A 19,772-nucleotide genomic window follows, 5' to 3' on the forward strand; every position below is an offset into this window, starting at 1 on the left:
TTTTGACTACGAATTTAAAGGTTGTAGTTCTTTAGAGGCTGAACGGAAATGACTTGTCGCCTCATCCAAGTGCTTTAGTAGTGTAGACTGCGGTAGCGGCCCTTGCAAGTGGCTCCAAGGCAAGACTTGGGATGTTGACCAGTTAGTATGGACATAGAAATCTAAGTCGGGGATTTGTCCTTTAAGTTGCTTAAAGGCGCGTTTATAACTACCCAAGGAGTCGCCAAAGTCGCGGGTGAGTTCGAGAAGTTGGGATAATCTGCGATCGCCTCTGGATAACAAAGCCTGTATGATAGACCAGTTATAACTTTCGGGACGAAAATCTATCCCCTGGGGTTTAAGTTGTTTTTGTAAAAGCTGCAACCGTTTTTCTGCTTGACGGTTTACCCCAAACCATTGAAATGGTGTATGAGATTTGGGGACAAAGGTGCTACAACCAAAGCTTAACCGCAATCCTGGCGCAGCTTTTTTAATACTCCGCATCATCGCTACAGTTGCGTCTAAATCTTCCGCCTCTTCCCCAGGAATCCCAACCATCCCGTAGAGTTTCAAGCTGGAGAGTCCGCCAGCTTTGGCATTTATCGCCGCTTGGATAATTTCATCATTTTGCAGCTTTTTGTTGATGATTTGCCGCAGTTGATCTGAACCACTTTCTACAGCTATGGTAAGCGATCGCGTGTCTCGTTTCGCTAAAGTTTCTGCCAACTGCACTGTTACTGTATTAGTTCTGACGGAAGCAATACTCAGCCGCACATCATCATATTTTGGCTGACTAATATAATTTAATAACTCCTCAAACTCTGGATGTTGAGTAACAGAAGCACCCAATAATCCCAAGCGATTTGTAACTGCTAAACCTCGCTCAATCGCAGGAATTAATGAACTTTCCAAACTAGCAGTTCTAAATGGTAAAGTCAGATAACTTGCCAAACAAAAGCGGCACATTTCCGGACAACTTCTAACCACCTCCACCATGTAAATATTTTCCCAAGCAGCTTTTTCTGTAACTACTGTAGAAGCCGAGAGAATATTTCCGCGATAAGTTTGCTTCTGCACAATAGCTGGAATATCTGCATCAATCGGCTGAATTGACTTTACCTCACCATCTGGTGTGTGATATTCCACCTCATACAAACTCGGAATATAAATCCCTGGTACTTGTGCTAATCTTTGAAGCTGAATTTGTCTAGTAGCTTGTCTAACTTCTTTGTAAGCTGCAATAAAATCACCCAGCAAATTTTCCCCATCTCCTAACAAGATGATATCAAAAAAATCAGCGAAAGGTTCAGGATTAGCCGTGAGAACTGGGCCACCACCAAAAATTAGCGGATGAGCATCATTTCGTAATTTTGCCCGAATTGGAATATCTAGAGATTCAAGTAAATTTAAAATGTTTACATAATCCAATTCCCAAGAAATCGAAAATCCCACAATTTCCGTCTGTCTCGGAAGTTGTTCATGAATATCAGTAAATAGACGACTCACCTGCACATCATCGCGCATTGCCAAAGTTGCCCAAACTATCTGATAGCCAAGGCTAGTAATACCTACACTGTACTCATTAGGAAAAGCAAAAATCAGGGGTATCGCATCAGTATCAGAAGTAGTAGGAGTAAATAAAAGTTGTTCAGTAGCAAATAGAGATGAGGTCATGCAATTTTAGATTGTTCCAAATTTTTATATTAAAAAAACGAAAAAAGACTCTGCGTACCTTTGCGTTTAACTCTGCGAGTCTCTGCGGTTAAAAGTAAATTTACAAGCCTTATCTAGTATAACCTAACAAAACCTAGCAATTAATTCTTCCCGCGATAATTGCAACAGCAAAGGAGTAAATTCTTCCGGTGGTAAAGCTAATAAAGGTTCAATAATTGCTTGTAATTGATTATCTAATTCACCAAAGCGAACTTTAAGTAAATTCTCCACAACTAAGCGTTCGCCTTGCTGTATTGCTTGTTCTCTATCTTGTTGATAAAGTGGTGCTAACCGCATAACTAACTCTCTATCTTCTTCATCTTGGTTTTGTGAGGGAAATGTAGGGTGTGTTGTCGCGCAGGACAACGCACCGCCAAAAAGTTAATAGGTAAACCTAGCGATTAATTCTTCCCGCGATAATTGCAACAGCAAAGGAGTAAATTCTTCTGGTGGTAAAGCTAATAAAGGTTCAATAATTGCTTGCAGTTGATTATCTAATTCACCAAAGCGAACCTTCAGCAAATTTTCCACAACTAAACGTTCACCTTGCTGAATTCCTGTTTGAATTCCTGTTTGAATTCCTGTTTGAATTCCTCTTGCCTCACCTTCTTGTATCGCCTGTTCTCTATCTTGTTGATAAAGTGGTGCTAATCGCATAACTAACTCCCTATCTTCTTGGTCTGGATTTTGCGTAAATTGTAAATTTTGTTGCAAGTTGTACAGTAATTCTAATGCTGCTTTTCGGAATGGGTTATTAGGAGATAGTGCTTCTAGCTCATCAATGGCTTGTTTCTGCACGTTTCCTCTACCAATGATTCTCAGCCATAAGGTTTCGGGGATAATAGGTAACTGATGAATTGCGACTATGGCTGTACGTAAGTAGTCTGCCATAAAGTAAACACCGGGCAGAAAATCAGCTTTCGGGTTAGCACCAAATCCTGAGAGGAGTGATGCTGATGCTGTTGGTGTCAGAATCCATAATTTTGGTAAATCAGATTCTTGAATGCGGGTGTTGTTTCGATTTGCTTGCCGTTGTAAATCGCCACGTACCTCTAATAATTTTAAAAGACAATCACAGATTTCTGTAGCCGCAGCAGGATTCCGAAACGGTTCAAACAACGCCGGAGTCGTGGCAAATTGTCCCAATAAACCAAGTGTTTCTGAGATGTTACTTGGCTGTGTGGGAATGAAATAAACGTCTATTTCTCTGACTTCGCCTGCAACTCGTCGTGCTGCTTGGACTTCGCCATAAGGGGTGAGTAATTCTTCTAAATAATCTTTAGCGAATTGGTCGTGAATGAATCTGGTCATGTAAGGGAAATTATGATTTATCTCACGCATAGACGCGGTAGCGGCTTCTCGAAGAGTAGGCGCAAAGGCGCAAAGAAGGTAAGAAGTTTGAAATAGCTTTATTGGAAAGTACAAGCGATCGCTAATTCTGCATGTCGTAGTAATGTAGCTTTATCCAAAGCATGAACAATATATTGTGGTGTTTGGGCTAATAAATTTTCAATTCTCTGTCTAGCGGCTGTTACTACCTCTTGCTGCAAGCTACCTTGACTAAGAGCATCAGCAAAATCTTTCGCCATATAATAAGTACGTTCCAAAGACGATGAATTGATATTCCGCGACAAAATAAACAAGTCACACCCAGCATTAAAGGCGCGTGCAACAGTACCACTTTGGGTAAACATATCGGAAATTGCTTTCATATCCAAGTCATCGGATACGACAACACCCTCAAACCCTAGTTCTGCTCGTAAAATATTTTTCAGAATTGGTTGTGAGATAGTGGCTGGCACATCTGGGTCAATTTGAGGAAACAGAATGTGAGTTGTCATAATTAAGGGAATTTGCGCTGCAATCAAAGCTTTAAAAGGTATCAGTTCGCGATCGCGCAAATCTTGTACAGTTAAATTCAGCACTGGTAACTCAACATGAGAATCGGTGCTGGTGTCTCCATGTCCGGGAAAATGCTTGGCACATCCTAAAATACCAGACTCTTGCAACCCTAGATAATATTCCAACGCATACTGGGCTGCGGTTTCTGGTGTGTTGCCAAAAGCACGCGGCCCAATTATGGGGTTGAGAGGATTAGAATAAACATCCGCCACAGGCGACCAAGAGACATTAATTCCCAGTGATTTCAACTCTCTGGCTGTGGCTTTTGCTACTTCCCTGGCTTGCGATCGCAACAGTGAAGCATAAGGAAATCGCGTAATAGGTAAAGGTGTGCGAACCACACGCCCGCCTTCATGATCTAAAGTCATGAACATCGAATCACGTTCCGCATATTCTCGAATTTGGTCGATGAGTTCTTGAAAACTTTCTAACCAAACCTCATAAGCAACGCCATCTATAAAGTTTTTCCCAAAAAATATGACTCCCACTGGTTTTAATTCACCCAGCGCCCGCTTATCATCATCACTCAATGTTGTGCCGGAAACACCCAAAATTACGTGATTTCCAAATAGTTCTAGCTCTCGTGAAATTGACATAATTTTTTACCTATTTTCCTAAAAAAGTTTTGTATAAAAATCTACCATTGCCACCAAAAATCATTGAATTGTTCCCCGTTCTCCGTTCCCCGTTCCCTTAAATTAAGAACTTTTTCCCCAAGCAACCGCATAATTACTGCCAAATGTAACGGATTGCAACGTATAATGAGAACGACAAAACCATTAAGAAATATTGAACAACAGTAGGTTTAAATGCGAGTAGCGATCGCGGGTGCTGGTCTAGCAGGACTTTCCTGCGCGAAATATCTTGTAGACGCAGGTCACACTCCCATTGTCTTAGAGCGTCGGGACGTATTGGGTGGCCTAGTAGCGGCATGGAAAGACTCTGACGGCGACTGGTACGAAACCGGGTTACACGCCTTCTTTGGGGCATACCCCAATATGCTGCAATTGCTCAAGGAATTGGGCATTGAAGACCGCCTCCAATGGAAAGAACATACACTAATTTTTAATCAACCAGAAAAGCCCGGAACACTCTCACGGTTTGATGTTCCTGACATTCCATCTCCGTTTAACATCATTGCCTCGATTCTGCGTAACAACGACATGTTGACTTGGGAGCAGAAGATTAGGTTTGCTATTGGCCTGCTGCCAGCCATTGTCCGGGGTCAAAATTATGTTGAAGAGATGGACAAGTACAGCTTTTCTGAATGGCTGAAAAGACAAGGCGTTGGCGAACGAGTAGCAAGTGACGTGTTTATTGCTGCTTCTAAAGCCCTCACCTTTATTAACCCTGATGAAGTATCTTCAACAATTTTATTAACAGCCCTGAATCGCTTCTTGCAAGAGCGATACGGTTCCAAAATCGCCTTTTTGGATGGTTCGCCCACAGAAAGATTGTGTCAACCCATCGTTGATTACATTACCGAACGTGGTGGTCAAGTGCGGCTCAATGCCCCCCTCAAAGAAATTGTGCTGAACCCTGATGGCACAGTTAAAGAATTTTTGCTGCGTGGGTTAAATGGCGAACCAGATGAAGTGGTGACGGCAGACTTTTACGTATCAGCGATGTCAGTTGATCCTTTAAAAGTGATGTTGCCTGAACCTTGGCAGCAAATGGAATTCTTTCAAAAGCTAGAAGGCTTAGAAGGCGTGCCAGTAGTTAACCTTCATTTATGGTTTGATCGGAAATTAACAGACATTGATCACCTACTTTTCTCGCGGTCGCCCCTCCTCAGCGTTTATGCTGATATGAGCAATACTTGTCGAGAATATGCTAACCCTGATCGCTCAATGCTGGAATTAGTTCTAGCTCCAGCGAAAGATTGGGTGAGCAAATCTGACGAGGAAATTGTGGCTGCAACTATGACTGAGTTGGAAAAACTTTTCCCCGACCACTTTGGGAAAGAAAATCCAGCAAAACTGTTGAAATCTCATGTAGTGAAAACGCCGCGTTCAGTTTACAAAGCGACTCCTGGTCGTCAACAGTACCGTCCGCCCCAAAAAACGCCCATCGCCAATTTCTTTTTGAGTGGGAGTTACACCATGCAACGCTATCTAGGCAGTATGGAAGGGGCCGTACTTTCTGGTAAGCTAACAGCGCAGGCGATTTGTGAATCGCTGCCAGAGGCCAGTGCCTCAAACTTACAAACGCTAACCCGACCGCCTGCAACGAATGCTGCAACTGCCTGATTCCCCCCCGCGCATGAAAACGCTGGTCTCTGTAGACGAGTCATATAAACTTTGTCGGCAACTTACAGCCAAGTATGCCAAAACCTTTTACCTTGGTACTTTGCTGATGAGTCCGGCAAAGCGTCAAGCTGTTTGGGCAATTTACGCTTGGTGTCGCCGTACAGACGAATTAGTAGATGGGCCTGCATCTGCCATCACCACCCCAGAAACCCTAGACCTATGGGAGCAGCAACTAGAATCGATTTTTGCAGGACACCCACAAGAAAATTATGATGTCGCTTTGGTGGATAGTTTACGAAACTTTCCCCTAGACATTCAGCCCTTTCGGGATATGATTGCTGGCCAGCGTATGGATTTATACCGCAGCCGCTACGAAACATTTGAGGAATTGTACCTCTACTGTTATCGTGTGGCTGGGACTGTGGGGTTAATGTCAACAGCCATTATGGGTGTAGATACTGAAGCTAATACGGCACCTTGGAATCAGAAAAAACCACAGTATATTCCCACAGAAGAAGCGATCGCCCTCGGCATTGCCAATCAACTCACCAACATTCTGCGGGATGTGGGGGAAGATACCCGACGCGGACGCATATACATACCCCTAGAAGACTTAGCGCGATTCAACTACACCGAGCCAGAATTCTTTCAAGGTGTAGTTGATGACCGTTGGCGAGCCTTAATGCAATTTCAAATTGACAGGGCGAGGCAATTCTATACCAAAGCCGAAGAAGGTATTAGTCATCTGTCACCCGATGCTCGTTGGCCAGTGTGGGCAGCTTCCATGCTCTACGGACAGATTTTGGATGCCATTGAACGCAATGATTATGATGTGTTCAGCCAACGGGCTTTTGTGTCGCAATTGAAAAAATTCCGCACCTTACCCTTGGCTTGGATGCGATCGCAAGTTCTTTAAGTAGTCCGACGTGAGTAATCCTCGTTAAGGTAAGCCAGGAGGCAGTGGTTCCTGCCTCATAAAAATTGTTTGACTTTACCAAAAAATCTGCTATCATAAATATTCGTGACCCTGGAGAGGTGGCTGAGTGGTCGAAAGCGGCAGATTGCTAATCTGTTGTACGGCAGGCAACTCCGTACCGAGGGTTCGAATCCCTCCCTCTCCGTTTTTCGGCAGTAAACTGCACTCAGTACTGCTAACGTATTAAACAAATATTAATATTAATGTCAGAACTAGCACAGATACTCCTCATGGTGGATGTTATTATTTAACATTTGGAGTCTGTTAAGATTGAGCTATCTGAAAAATAGTTTTGAATCTGAACTTTCAGGCTCCCGCATTTCAGAGGAGTGAAAGTAAATTATGCCAAGAATTACTACAGCCCTAGCCTTGAGTGTAGCTACCATAGCCACAGGCTTTTTGATGGCAGCTTGCGACAATGCCAACACCAACAATAGCACTAGTACTACCAGCCCAACTGCTAACTCAACTACCACCAGCAGTACTGACGGGTTAAAAATTGGCACTCTATTACCAACAACCGGTGACTTGGCTTCCATTGGACAGCAGATGGTAGGCTCTGTACCATTGCTAGTTGATACCGTTAACGCCTGTGGAGGAGTCAATGGTAAAAACGTCACTCTCGTACAAGTAGATGACCAAACTGACCCCAAAGCAGGTGCGGCTGGGATGACCAAACTGGCAACACTAGATAAAGTAGCAGGTGTAGTTGGTTCCTTTGCGAGTAGTGTTTCCACAGCAGCAGTTTCCGTTGCTGTACCGAATAAAGTTATGTTGATATCTCCTGGTAGCACCAGCCCCGTATTTACGGAGAAAGCAAAAAAAGGAGACCTTAAAGGCTTTTGGGCGCGGACTGCACCTCCAGATACTTATCAAGCACTAGCATTAGCTCAGTTAGCTAATAAAAAAGGTTTTAAACGTGTTTCCACAGTTGTAATTAACAACGATTACGGTGTGGGTTTTGAAAAAGCTTTTGTCGAAACCTTTGAAAAATTAGGCGGCACAGTAGTTAATAAAAATAACCCAGTTCGTTACGACCCCAAAGCCCAAACCTTTGATACTGAAGCCGCGGCGGCGTTTGCTGGTAAGCCAGACGCAGTAGTTGCCGTACTCTACGCTGAAACAGGTAGTTTACTTTTGAAAGCAGCTTATCAACAAGGTTTGATGAAAGGCGTACAAGTTCTGCTCACCGATGGTGTAAAATCACCTACCTTTCCTGAACAGGTTGGTAAAGGTAGCGATGGCAAATTTATCTTAACCGGGGCGTTAGGGACAGTACCGGGTTCTGATGGTAAAGCCTTAGACTCCTTTAACAAGTTGTGGAAAGAGAAAAAAGGCGGTTCACCAGGAGAATATGCACCCCAAGCCTGGGATGCAGCTGCATTGCTAGTCTTAGCAGCACAAGCCGCTAAAGACAACACAGGTGTGGGCATTTCCAGTAAAATCCGGGAAGTTGCGGCTGGCTCTGGTACAGAAGTTACTGATGTTTGTGAAGGGTTAAAGTTACTCAAAGAAGGTAAAACGATCAACTACCAGGGCGCAAGCGGTAACGTAGATGTTGACGAAAATGGTGATGTCCTTGGTGTGTATGATGTTTGGACTGTAGGAGATGAAGGCAAAATTAGCGTAATTGATAAAGTTACGCCTAAGTAAGAATGGCTTCGGAGCAGGGGGCGGAAGAGAAAGATTCTCACCCTTGCACCCTGCTCCCTGCTCCCCTGCTAGGTCTACACAGCAATATTGCGTTGGTAAATTACTAGCCCCTATTTTCTAAAAACCGCTAAAATTGTAACCAACTCCCACCAACAAACCCACATCGGTTTGATCAAAAAATCCGGCGTTTACAGATGCTGTGGCTGTAAATTGAGCGTTGAGGGGTACATCAATTCCACCAGATACTAAGAAAGCAACTTGTGAATTACCACCAGTGTTAATAGCTGCACCAACTCCTACATAGGGAGCTATGGGTAAAGGCGCGGTAAATTCGTCTTGTTGCAAGGAAAAGTCGTAGGTAACGGGAATCAAAATTGTGGTGTTGTCACCAAATATGGCTGAAGGTCTGATAGAAAAGGCATTTGTCAATCCCACCTTACTCAGCACGGCAAAATTACCATCACCTAAAGATGTATCTCCCCCGCTTAAGCCAATATTAGCGCCAACCCCGATGTAACTTCTGCCGCCGCGAGTCCGTCTACCGACATTCACAACATCTGATTGAGCAACTTCTGGAACATTTGAAGGTTGAGTATTAGCTTCAACAGGTTGAGGAATCAAAGCTGTGGATGAGGTGGCGACTGTTCCCGGAATCGGTGTGAAGACGGGATTAATAGTAATAGAAGAATCCATCAACTGCTGAGTATTTGCTTTGTCTACTGTCTGGGCGTGAGCAGAAAAAACGCAACTCAAGACAGCAAAAGTAACTAACCCTGGTAATAAAACAACACTTTTACGCAGAAAAATAGTTTTCACATTCACTCCTAACACAATATTGCCGTCAAAATCATGAATTTTACGGTTATACTCCGCAAAATTCGGCAATGGCTAGACTTTAACTCACAAATTTATTTCCTACATCCTGAGAAGGACGTAAGTGGCGAAAGGGAAATATGAAAAAATTAAGTTTTCGGGAGTAGGGAATTGATGGTTGGTGATTGATTAAATACTGCTAGAAACTTTAAAGATTGCTAATGGCTTCTGCAATTAGTTTCGAGACAAAGGGGAGAATTTCGCGGCTTTTGGCGTTGGCTTTACCTTCAGTAAACACTACCAGTAAATAAGGACGTTGATCAGGTATTTCGATATACGCTGCATCATGACGAACCTGACTTGTCCAACCAGCTTTTGACCAAATTTGAGTGTTTTGCGGCAAACCACCACCGATAAAGCCTGTGATTTGGTCTTCTTCAACATCTTTAGGTAAATCTTCGGGGTTGATACTGCGTTTGAGTAGATTCATCATGGCTTGCGATCGCCCACTCGAAACTGCGACCCCACCCACGATACTATGTAGCAAACGGGCGATCGCATTTGTCGTCAACATATTGCGATTATCAAACATCTCTCCATAAAATGCCCGTTCCCGTCCATAAGGGCCATCACACCAAGTTTTTTGGCAGACATTTATTGTCTCCATATCTTCCCAACCCAAAGATTGGTAGTAGCGATTAACAATATGGCGTTGTTGCTTCCACGTTTCAAAAGGCCCTGGTGGTAACTCTGGCCCGGAAGTAGTACCAGTCAAAATATCTACAACTAAACTTGTGGCATCATTACTAGAATCAATTATCATATCGCCCAAGGCTCGCTCCAATTCCTTCGAGGTTTGGATCATGCCTTTTTCTAACCATTCATTTACTGCTACCAAGTAAAATAACTTAACAACACTCGCGGGATAAATCCGTTCTACACCGCGATACGTAAAACCACGTACTGGGTGATTCCAAAAGGCATCGGGAGTTAAAGCGCCACCAGTATTTACGAGTACTGGCGGATCGTAGACAATCCAAGTCAAGGCAATTTGATTTTGGGCTAATGTCGGAAATGTTGCCCAAGTAGCCTCTAAAATGCCATTACCCAAATTTTCTAGTTGCTCGTCTTTTCTAAAGAAAACCATTGAATAATGCTCTCTAATTCAGAATCCCAAATCCTCAATTTCACCGCATCTGAATATCAATGTCTCGCTAACCTCAACTTGTATGATTCTCCTGAGTGTACGCGCTTGGCAACTCAAGCTGCTGTTGGGCGACATTTACAGGTAACATCAAATCATCAAGGGCAAGCAGTAGAGGTGTATTTATGTGAGGATAATTATCCAGGCTGGGTGGCGTTGGCAGATTTGAGTTTATTACAACCTGCTACTGTACAGTATCAAGCTACAACATGGGCGGAAACAGAAATTAAAAAATTACTTCCCCAGGTTATCGCTTTTACTCAAAAAGCTATGGAGCAATCTAATGAGTATCTTTGGGGTGGGACAGTGGGGCCAAATTATGACTGTTCTGGCTTGATGCAGGCGGCGTTTGTCTCGGTGGGAATTTGGTTACCGAGGGATGCTTATCAGCAAGAAGCATTTGTCCAACCCATCACACTGTCAGAATTACAACCAGCAGACTTGATATTTTTTGGTACACCGCAAAAAGCTACTCATGTCGGGCTTTATTTGGGAGATGGTGCATATATCCATAGTTCGGGAGCAACTCAAGGACGCAATGGAATTGGGATTGATATTCTCTCGGAACAGGGAGATGCGGTGAGTCGGTCATATTATCAGCAACTACGCGGTGCTGGCCGAGTTGTGCAAAGTTACGAACCACAGAGGCGCTGAGGACGCAGAGAGTTATGAGGAGTGGGTTGATTCCAGAAAGAATGAGTGAAGATAACGGGGTAGTTTCCGCAAATGTACCAGCAGTGTCGGTGGTAGTGCCGATACGTGATGAGGTAGAAAGCTTACCACATTTAATAGAGGCGATCGCATCTACTTTATCTGATAGTCAAATTAGTTATGAAATCATCTGTGTGGATGATGGTTCTACAGATGGTTCGGCGGAATTTCTCAAAGCACAAGCCCAAAGTCGCAGTGATTTAAAGGCGGTAATTTTGCGGCGCAATTATGGACAAACAGCAGCGATGTCTGCTGGGTTTAACTATGCAGTGGGCAAAACAGTTGTAACTTTAGATGCTGACTTGCAAAATGATCCTGCTGATATCCCAATGCTATTAGCAAAGTTAGATGAAGGCTACGATTTAGTCAGTGGTTGGCGACAAAAACGGCAAGATGGGGCGTTAAATCGCTTACTTCCTTCTAAAATTGCTAACTGGCTAATTCGTCGCACTACTAGCGTTTATATTCATGACTATGGCTGCTCTCTGAAAGCCTATCGAGCAGAATTGGTAGCAGATATGAATCTCTACGGTGAATTGCACCGATTTTTACCAGCCTTGGCATATATTGAAGGGGCAAGAATTACCGAAATACCTGTACGTCACCACGCCAGGCGATTTGGTCGCAGTAAATACGGTATATCGCGGACTTTTCGGGTGTTAATGGATTTGTTAACTATTTTGTTTATGAAAAAGTTCCTCACCCGCCCAATGCACGTTTTTGGTTTGTTGGGTTTGAGTTCAATGGTTTTGGGTGTGGGGATAGGAATTTATTTGACTTTTGTTAAATTGGCGATGGGTGAAATGATTGGTAATCGCCCGTTACTGATTTTGGCAGTTTTGTTATTAGTAACTGGTGTACAACTATTTTGCTTTGGTCTGTTAGCAGAGTTACTGATGCGTACTTACCATGAATCTCAGGGAAGACCTATCTATCGAGTCAGAGAAGTAGTTGAAAATAAAAATAACCCAACTTGATTTAATGCGTAGTTAACATTAGTAGTAGGTTTTTCTTTTTGCTTTTGGACTTATGATGATAGCTTCACCCAACTACATCTCACCCGAAGAATATCTGCAAATGGAGGAGAAAAGCTCCATTAAACATGAATATATTGATGGCTATATATGTAAACTAGATGGCTCAATAGATTCCCACGTTACAATTGCGGGGAATCTTGGTGTACTTTTAAGAAATAAGTTACGTGGTTCTGAATATCGCGTTTATATTCTGGCCATGAAAGCTCGAATTGAATCTTTGAATCGATATTACTATCCTGATGTGATGGTAACTTGCGATTCAAGAGACCTAGAGACACCTGTATATAAAAGATTTCCCTGTTTAATTGTTGAAGTTTTATCTGACTCGACTGAAGCTTTTGATCGGGGTGATAAATTCGCAGATTATCAAACTATAGAAAGCTTAAAAGAATACATTTTAATTAATACGAAACGCCAACGAGTTGATTGTTTTCGCTTGAATGATGATGATTTTTGGGTTCTACAAACATACACATCCCAAGAACAACCTTTTCGACTAAATAGTATTAATTTTGAGGCAACAATTACAGAACTTTACGAGGATGTAGTGTTTGAATAAGGCTAAATAAAATTCTACTCTGCACTTCGCTTTTATACTCTCATACTTGCTTGAATTTGCTTTAGTAAATGATTGGTTACGGGAAGTAGTGGCAAAAAATTTTAACTCACGTAAAAATATTAGAACAATGATAGTTAGTGTTCTTTGCATCTGCCTTGAAAGCTTTTAATACATTTAATGCCGAACTCCGGCGAAACCTGCTGATTTTGTTTACGGCAGGTTTGTTATTCTGGTCAAGCACTGCTGCTTTTTTACCGACGCTACCGCTATACATTCAAGATGTGGGTGGTAGTAAGCAAGAAATTGGCATAGTGATGGGTGGCTTTGCCATTGGGTTATTGCTGTTTCGTCCAATGCTGGGCAAACTAGCCGACCAGCGTGGGCGTAAACTGGTTTTATTGATTGGACTCACAGTAGCGGCGATCGCACCTTTTGGTTATTTAGTATTTACGTCCATCTCTATATTATTCTTCCTGCGGATTTTTCATGGAATTAGTATTGCCGCATTTACCACTGGCTACAGTGCTTTAGTGGCTGATTTAGCACCTGTGGCAATTCGTGGTGAAATTATTAGTTATATGAGTTTAACTGCACCCATTGGTTTAGCCATTGGGCCAGCACTGGGAGGATATTTACAAGACAGTTTTGGCTACTCACCTTTATTTTTGTTTACCGCCGCAGTCGCTGTAATTGGGCTGTTGTGTGCATCACAAGTCATCAATCCACCCGTAAACACACAAGCACAATCAGAACGCCAAAACATTAATTTTTGGCAAATCTTGGTTAGTTCCAGGGTAAGAGTTCCCGCGTTGGTGATGTTACTAGTAGGTAGTTCTGTTGGTACGGTGCATGTCTTTGTGTCGTTATTTATTAAATCTACGGAAGTAAATTTTAATGGCGGCTGGTTTTTCACAGTTGCCGCCATTTCTAGTTTTACAATCAGGGTGTTTGCAGGTAAAGCAAGCGATCGCGTTGGTCGAGGTTTGTTCATTACCTTTGGGATTGCTGCTTATACCTTGGCTTGTGCATTACTATGGCAAGCTAATAGTACCAATGCCTTTTTAATCTCTGCGATCGCCGAAGGTTGCGGTGGTGGTACGATGATTTCGATGATCGTGACGATGATGGCAGACCGTTCACTACCCCAAGAACGAGGGCAAGTTTTTGCGATTTGTATGGCTGGATTTGACTTAGGAATTGCGATTGCTGCGCCTATATTTGGTTATGTCAGTGAGTTTGTCGGCTACCGTAATATGTTTGGTTATAGTGCAGCACTCACTTTTTTAGCACTACTAATTTTCCTCACCTTATCCAACAAAAGTCTTACTAGTTCCTTACGCTTTGCTCTTGGTCGAGGTGAAGATGCCTTTTCGTTGAATAATGTTGACGTGAGTTAAATATTTATTCGTTGACAACATTTGATGTGTAGAGAGGTGAAATTTTGCCTCTCTATAAATATGTAAAAAATTAAAGATTCTTTTTAGAATATATTATCTTGTTTCTTCTAGTATTTGAGATTTGTGAATTTTTTGCAACTTTTCTACAATGCAAAAGACAAATGTTTTCTATAATTTTCATATTTTTTCATATTTTTTAAATATCGCTTAAAAATCACAGATTTACTACTATTGCTCTTGTTGATTGCAACATTATTTTGGAATTTATAGTTTATAATGCTATTTATTACATGTTTCTTGAATATCAAATAAATACAGTTCAGTTATGGCTATTCTTTAGCTCTTAGAATCTGTGAAGGTGTTGTTTTTGACACCTCCACAAAGTTTGTCATAACTATAGTAATCCGCATAAGATATACAAACACCTCTTTGCTTTGTTTCTTATCTTGAAGCGTAAGTTTATAAATCAAATGAGATTGTTATGTATAAATCGTTTGTATGTCATGTTAAATATAGACATACAAAAATAACTTCATAAATATGATTAGTAAATTAGGCAAGCAAATATTTTATGGATGAAATTACCAGTAAACTATTAGTTATTTTTCATAATGTTAATGAGTGGCTAAAATTTGCAGAAGCTAAAAATGCTGTTTTACTTGCTTTTTCAGGTGCTGGAATTACGGCAACTATCACCCTTCTAGCTACAGTAGAAATGCTCCCAAACTCTTTACGTATTGGATTATTATTAACAACATCTCTGCTTTGCATTTCAGCCCTAATCTGTTCTCTTTCATTTATTCCTAAAACGAACTTAGAGCGACTGCTATCGTTACAAACAATGTCTATGAAAAATTCCACATCTGCAATCAGAGATACAGATAACCTGTATTTCTTTGGCGATTTACAAAAATATAATTCGCAAGGATTACTTAAAGCATTAAATCAGTATTATTTTGATAACAATATAAAACCTTTTAAAAAAGAATACAAAGATATAGCCAGTCAAATTACTATTAATGCTAGAATTACATTTCTAAAATTCAGAATATTTACCTATGCAGTTTATATGTTAATCATCTCGATTTTAGTAATTCCTTGTTCAATTTTAATTAGTTTGGTAATTTATAAAACATTATAAATAAAATTTTGAAAAATCATCGATTCCAAAACTACTATCAATTTACTCATAAACTATGACTACAAGTGAACCTATGATAAAAACTGTGGTTGAAATTGACCTTAAGGAATATGGTAAAGCTGTTAAAAAATCAGAAGAAATGGAAAAAGAACTAGAACAAAAACTTAGTGTTCAGGTCAAGCTTGTACCAGAGTTGAACGAACATATTCAAAACTTTATTAATTATGGGTTAAATGCAATAGGCAAGAATCGTAAATATATTCAAGCAACTAATGGAGATAACGCTGTAATTATCTTAGATAATGCTGATGAAGCTTATAAATTTGCCGAAGCTGTTCATAAAGCTACTAAATTACATAACGCTACTTGCACTGAACCATCAGCCAAAAGACTGTTCCGCATCGGTGCTGCAACTGGCGAACTTGTTGAAAACAATAATGATAAAACCTTGACAGGTCAAGCTATCGTCACTGCTTATCGGCTAGAAGCAAGAGCAGAAGCGGGAAAAGATTTTGTTGTTGACGTAGAAACACATAAATTATTTTCACCGGAGATACAAGAAAAATTTGGTTATAAAGAAACTGTAGATGGTAAAAATGATGAGAAATTTCCAGCACGGCGTTGCCAAATCATCTATGATAATTTATTGCAGTGGTTTCAGGAATTAAAGAACCCATGCAAACAGCAAATCTATCAAATTGTGCTTAAGTCTGATAATGAATCTGCTCTAAACAAATTATTAGAAAAATTGAAATTAATTATAGAAAAAACAGATGATTCCGCAACAGAAGTTAACAAAGATAATTTTTTAAATTGTTTTACACAAATCGTCATTAATGATACTTTTGAAGAAATTCGTACGAGAAAATTAAATATATTAAAAGAATATTCTATTCTGGAAATACTTGTACGAAAAAATGCACACAATTTATTTCGAGAAAAACTATTAACAATTTCTCAAGTTGAAGGCGACAATGCAAAGCTTGGAGAATATATCTATAACATAATAAATACTTGGCAAAACATTCCAAATTCATCACAACTATCAGGCAATTATGCAGCAGGAAATCTGCTAAATTTATTGTTGCAATTAGACCTTAAAACAGATTTTAGCTATTCTAATTTATCAAACATATCTATTTGGAATGCTGATTTAACAAAGGCTATTTTAACTGGAGTAGATTTTAGTAAGTCTGATCTAAAAAAATCTAAATTTTCTCAACCATTAGGTTGCATTCATTCCATTGCTTTTGATGCTGATGGTGAGTATTTTGCTACAGGTGATGCTCATGGTTCAATTCGAGTTCATAATGCAAAGACTTTAGAGCTATGTATTTTTAAGAACTATAGAAACAGTCCGATTTGGTCAGTTGCTTTTGGAAAAAATGACAAACATGGTCGAATGTTAGCTTGGGGAGCAGAAGATGGCAGTGTCAGGTTATGCAAAATCGCTGATAACAATGATCTTGAAATTCTTCGTTCACCAGATGAAACAACTCGTATATTATCAGTAGCATTTAGCCCAGATGGTAATACTTTAGCAATTGGAGGAGATGGAAATAAGGCGATAAAATTAATAGAAATTAATAATAACTATCACGAAAAACACATTTTAAATGCTAAAAATGTATCTTGTATCACCTTTATTGATGACAAGCATATCGCTAGTGCTAGCCAGGATGACGATAATAGTGATATTCGCTTTTGGTATATAGAACCGAGCAACCCGCGCCAATATGAACATATACGAAATGTACATAAAGGAGTAGTACGATGTATTGCATTTTATGAAAACTCAAGTAGTAAAATTTTAGTTAGTGGTGGAGAAGATGGAAAATTAAAAATGTTGGATTTAAATAAAGGAACTCTCGACCATGAAGACATCAAATTTGAACCAAAAATTAGTCAAGTACGGACACTAGCATTTAATCAAAATGGAGATATTCTTGCTGTTGGATGTGTAGATAATAATCTCAATGGAAATAGCGAGCATAAAATTAGGCTATGGAGTCTATTGGAAAAAGAATGGCTATGGCTAGACGACGAAGAAAAGGGTCACAAACATTCGATTAGAAGTTTAGCATTTTCTCCACAATCTGATGATGTTCAACTTTTAGTCAGTGGTGGTGATGGACGTACTGTCATATTTTGGCATCACGAAAACACAAGATGGAAATTTAACCGTAAGTTAGAAGGATACGCTAATCGTATCTGGTCAGTAGCACTTAGTAGAGATGGTAAAACTTTTGCTTGTGGAGGTGAAGACCATAAAATTCATCTTTGGAATTATCATGAACGCACACATATTCCACTTCAAACTCTTGACAAACATAAGAATTGGGTTTGGTCAGTAGCATTTAGTCCCAATGCTGATATTTTAGCGAGTGGTTGTGAAGATAATAAAATTTATTTGTGGGGGTTACAAGAGGGGCAATGGCAATTCATCTGTGAATTGGTAGGAAATTCTCAAATCAAGGGACATGATAAACGTGTTCGATGTGTTGTGTTTCATCCTCAAGGAAAAACGTTGGCTACTGCTGGCAATGATAATAGGGTCATTTTATGGGATTTGAGTGATGTAAAAGAGCCTAAACCATCAAAAGAATTTTCTGAACACCATGACCGAGTATTATCCCTAGCTTTTAGCCCAAATGGTCGTTACCTAGCTAGTAGTAGTCGAAATGGAACTATTTATCTGAGAAATTTAAGATCAAAAAGTCAGAAGGGAATCCTTCTAGGGAGTCATGGAGACCAAGTTCATAGCATTGCTTTTAACCGAGATAGCAACCTGTTGGTTAGCGGAGGTTTTGATAAAAAACTAAAATTGTGGAATGTTGAGAGTCGAACATTTATTCGGGATTTGTATGAAGGGCAAAAAGTACTGTCTGTCGCTTTTGACCCCACAGGGAAATTTGTAGCTAGTGTTGGACATGATCACATTATTCAACTATGGAATATAAATGAAATAAATCAGGAAAAACCTGTAAAGACGTTCAAAGGACATAAACGTGCTGTCGAGTCTATAGTGTTTACTCTTGATGGCAAACAACTAATTAGCTGTAGCCAAGACCAGACTATCAAGCTTTGGCAGGTAGAAGGAGAAATTAATATTAGTATCCATACTATAGAACTTGGCAAACCATATCAGGGTATGGATATTTCTGGTGTTCTTAATTTAGACCCAGCCCAAATCTCTGCTATAGAAGAACTAGGAGCTTCAAAGTAGCGAAAGTTAACTCAACTATAATGATTGATTAGCTCATTCAAAAAATCCAAAATATTGTAATCCTTCTTCAATTCCATTGGCAAACTTGGCTGTTGCTAAATAACGATTTGGGTTTGGGTTAGCATTGTGCCAATCTAGCAATTCTGGTCTTGCATTACCGACAATGATGCCTTTCTCCTCCCTATTAGCAAACAAGGCAATATCATTACCGGAATCTCCACAAGCAACGGTTTTTGCAACATCTATTTCTAAATGTTGCCGTACAAAGGTCATTGCCATACCTTTATTTGCATGACGTGGTAAGATATCTAAATCTTTACCACCGCTATAAATAACTTGAATATCTAATCCCTGTTCTAACAAAGCACGTTCTAACTCTGGTACAACTTTTTCAGCAATTTTTTCTTCCAGAAGATAACTAACTTTAAAATCTCTTTGTTCACTTGCGGGTTGAGGTTTCAATTCAGTAAAATTTGCAGATATTGTCTTTACTAAATCTCTATCCCAAGCTTGAGAAAGTTTGTCAGACCATGTAGAGTCAGGGTCTTGACTACCATTTATATAAATTTCTGTGCCTACAGAACAAACCAGTATATCTGGATCTAATAGGGTTTTTTCTTTGGCGAGTTTTTGAAAAAGAAAAGGTGAGCGACCTGTTGAGTAAACAATTTTAGTACTATGTTGCTGACGATGCCATTCTAGCCGCTGATTTAGTTTTGTCATTGCATCATCATCACCTATCAATGTATAGTCAAGATCTGTGATGAAAAGGAACTGTTTCATAACTATGCCTCTTGAAATATTAACTATATAATTTCAAAAATGCTCGGATAAATAAATCAGATTACAATGTCAATATTGGTTGACATCTTTTGTTTGGTTCATTGATAAATTTGGTCGGCAGGGTTTTTGAGGATTTGGAGTATTTGGTTTGCCCTGCATAGGTTTAAACCCTGTTTTTAAATAAAAAACTATAACCTTGCCTAAACACGGTAAATCATACCACAACTTTAAATTTACTTACACAATAGTATTTTAAAAACTAGAAAAGAGTAATTTACAGTGAATATACCATTGAAAACATCAATCTTTAGTATTGATATTATTCCACTATTGTGTGGATACACTTATCTCTCAGATGGTAGAGATTATGAATTGAAAAAGCAAAAGGCAATCGAATATAATTCTTTTGCCTTTTGCTTTTTTACTTTT

General features: G+C 40.0%; 16 protein-coding genes and 1 tRNA gene. 10 read left to right on the forward strand and 7 right to left on the reverse strand.

The genetic code is table 11. From position 1 onward, the window contains the following. Window positions 1-6 precede the first annotated feature (6 nt). The 4 genes from H6G74_RS03385 to nagZ form a co-directional block, all read right to left on the reverse strand. Window positions 7-1,653 (reverse strand): B12-binding domain-containing radical SAM protein, encoded by a 1,647-nt coding sequence (locus H6G74_RS03385; protein WP_190966311.1) that lies wholly within the window; start codon window positions 1,651-1,653, stop codon window positions 7-9. Window positions 1,654-1,776: 123 nt separating this feature from the next. After that, window positions 1,777-1,989: a hypothetical protein gene (locus tag H6G74_RS03390; protein ID WP_190966312.1), complete on the reverse strand. Its 213-nt coding sequence runs from the start codon at window positions 1,987-1,989 to the stop codon at window positions 1,777-1,779. An 84-nt stretch (window positions 1,990-2,073) separates the two neighbouring features. Next, window positions 2,074-3,003 (reverse strand): hypothetical protein, encoded by a 930-nt coding sequence (locus H6G74_RS03395; RefSeq protein ID WP_190966313.1) that lies wholly within the window; start codon window positions 3,001-3,003, stop codon window positions 2,074-2,076. Between the two features lie 98 nt (window positions 3,004-3,101). After that, complete coding sequence (nagZ, locus tag H6G74_RS03400) at window positions 3,102-4,190, reverse strand: beta-N-acetylhexosaminidase (protein ID WP_190966314.1); 1,089 nt, start codon at window positions 4,188-4,190, stop codon at window positions 3,102-3,104. A gap of 213 nt (window positions 4,191-4,403) precedes the next feature. Between nagZ and pds the strand changes: the two genes are divergently transcribed. The 4 genes from pds (at window position 4,404) to H6G74_RS03420 (ending at window position 8,472) form a co-directional block, all read left to right on the forward strand. Then, window positions 4,404-5,843 (forward strand): 15-cis-phytoene desaturase, encoded by a 1,440-nt coding sequence (pds, locus tag H6G74_RS03405; RefSeq protein WP_190966315.1) that lies wholly within the window; start codon window positions 4,404-4,406, stop codon window positions 5,841-5,843. Further along, window positions 5,827-6,759, forward strand: coding sequence for a 15-cis-phytoene synthase CrtB (crtB, locus tag H6G74_RS03410; protein ID WP_190966316.1), 933 nt, complete (start codon window positions 5,827-5,829; stop codon window positions 6,757-6,759). The genes pds and crtB overlap by 17 nt, the downstream gene beginning before the upstream one ends. Window positions 6,760-6,872: 113 nt before the next feature. Next, a tRNA-Ser gene (locus H6G74_RS03415) sits at window positions 6,873-6,964 on the forward strand. Window positions 6,965-7,161: 197 nt separating this feature from the next. Further along, on the forward strand, window positions 7,162-8,472 hold the full coding sequence (locus tag H6G74_RS03420) for an ABC transporter substrate-binding protein (RefSeq protein ID WP_190966317.1): 1,311 nt from the start codon (window positions 7,162-7,164) through the stop codon (window positions 8,470-8,472). A gap of 117 nt (window positions 8,473-8,589) precedes the next feature. On the opposite strand, the gene H6G74_RS03425 is transcribed toward H6G74_RS03420, so the two are convergent. Both H6G74_RS03425 and H6G74_RS03430 read right to left on the reverse strand, forming a co-directional pair. Continuing rightward, a complete protein-coding gene (locus H6G74_RS03425; protein WP_190966420.1) occupies window positions 8,590-9,288 on the reverse strand; it encodes a hypothetical protein in 699 nt (232 codons plus the stop codon). Between the two features lie 205 nt (window positions 9,289-9,493). Next, the gene (locus H6G74_RS03430) at window positions 9,494-10,432 is read right to left on the reverse strand and encodes a serine hydrolase (protein WP_190966318.1); all 939 of its coding nucleotides are present in this window, start codon (window positions 10,430-10,432) and stop codon (window positions 9,494-9,496) included. Window positions 10,433-10,438: 6 nt separating this feature from the next. Here H6G74_RS03430 and H6G74_RS03435 point away from each other — a divergent pair, with 6 nt between their 5' ends. The 6 genes from H6G74_RS03435 (at window position 10,439) to H6G74_RS03460 (ending at window position 18,560) form a co-directional block, all read left to right on the forward strand. Further along, complete coding sequence (locus H6G74_RS03435) at window positions 10,439-11,143, forward strand: C40 family peptidase (RefSeq protein ID WP_190966319.1); 705 nt, start codon at window positions 10,439-10,441, stop codon at window positions 11,141-11,143. A 14-nt stretch (window positions 11,144-11,157) separates the two neighbouring features. Beyond that, window positions 11,158-12,177, forward strand: a complete 1,020-nt coding sequence (locus H6G74_RS03440; RefSeq protein ID WP_190966320.1) for a glycosyltransferase family 2 protein — start codon at window positions 11,158-11,160, stop codon at window positions 12,175-12,177. A gap of 55 nt (window positions 12,178-12,232) precedes the next feature. Next, window positions 12,233-12,796 (forward strand): Uma2 family endonuclease, encoded by a 564-nt coding sequence (locus tag H6G74_RS03445; RefSeq protein ID WP_190966421.1) that lies wholly within the window; start codon window positions 12,233-12,235, stop codon window positions 12,794-12,796. Between the two features lie 155 nt (window positions 12,797-12,951). Further along, complete coding sequence (locus H6G74_RS03450; protein WP_190966422.1) at window positions 12,952-14,193, forward strand: MFS transporter; 1,242 nt, start codon at window positions 12,952-12,954, stop codon at window positions 14,191-14,193. A gap of 571 nt (window positions 14,194-14,764) precedes the next feature. Further along, window positions 14,765-15,334 carry a Pycsar system effector family protein gene (locus H6G74_RS03455; protein WP_190966321.1) on the forward strand — a complete coding sequence of 190 codons (570 nt, stop codon included), beginning with the start codon at window positions 14,765-14,767 and terminating at the stop codon, window positions 15,332-15,334. A gap of 55 nt (window positions 15,335-15,389) precedes the next feature. Next, complete coding sequence (locus tag H6G74_RS03460) at window positions 15,390-18,560, forward strand: WD40 domain-containing protein (protein ID WP_190966322.1); 3,171 nt, start codon at window positions 15,390-15,392, stop codon at window positions 18,558-18,560. Between the two features lie 33 nt (window positions 18,561-18,593). Here H6G74_RS03460 and H6G74_RS03465 read toward each other — a convergent pair whose 3' ends face one another. Next, window positions 18,594-19,343 carry a sucrose-phosphate phosphatase gene (locus tag H6G74_RS03465; RefSeq protein WP_190966323.1) on the reverse strand — a complete coding sequence of 250 codons (750 nt, stop codon included), beginning with the start codon at window positions 19,341-19,343 and terminating at the stop codon, window positions 18,594-18,596. Window positions 19,344-19,772: the final 429 nt, after the last annotated feature.

The sequence above is a fragment of the Nostoc spongiaeforme FACHB-130 genome (genome assembly GCF_014698475.1).
GTDB lineage: Bacteria > Cyanobacteriota > Cyanobacteriia > Cyanobacteriales > Nostocaceae > Nostoc_B > Nostoc_B spongiaeforme.